The sequence below is a fragment of the Flagellimonas sp. S3867 genome (assembly GCF_014698935.1).
Lineage (GTDB): Bacteria > Bacteroidota > Bacteroidia > Flavobacteriales > Flavobacteriaceae > Flagellimonas.
In genome coordinates this window covers 1-431 of sequence record NZ_JACVMN010000017.1, presented here as the reverse complement: position 1 = coordinate 431, position 431 = coordinate 1, and the positions used below count along the sequence as shown (strand labels likewise).

The following is a 431-nucleotide window of genomic DNA, read 5'->3' as shown; positions in this document are numbered from 1 at the left end:
ATTAAAAGACTAAAGAGTTATTATCCTATGGAAAGATTTCATGCTTTTGTAACTTTCCCAGCGATATTAGTTTATCTAATCCTTAATAACTCATTTGTAGATATATTTTTTCTATTGTATGGAATTTTAATTTGTATAATAATACTAATTCAAGGTCAACACTATTGGAAATTAAAGTTATATAGATTATTGAACAAGCCCTTCAGTCAAGAAAAAAATCTAAATATTTTCAGGAACTCTAAAAAAATAAATTTGATATTAATTGGTCTGATTCCAATAATATTTGTGATTCAATTGTATCAAAATGACTGGGGAACTATACCTGAAAACTTGATTTTGTGGGGAATGTTAGCCAATTTTTTCGCAATTCTTGAACATATAAACTATTATAACCGTCAGTTAATGATTGACAATTCAGCTGATTTAGAATA

General features: G+C 26.2%; 1 protein-coding gene. It reads left to right on the top strand.

All coding sequences use genetic code 11. The features are described 5' to 3' along the window. Nucleotides 1-27: 27 nt before the first annotated feature. A partial coding sequence (locus IAG46_RS17715; RefSeq protein ID WP_223826758.1) for a hypothetical protein occupies nt 28-431 on the top strand: 404 nt, incomplete at its 3' end.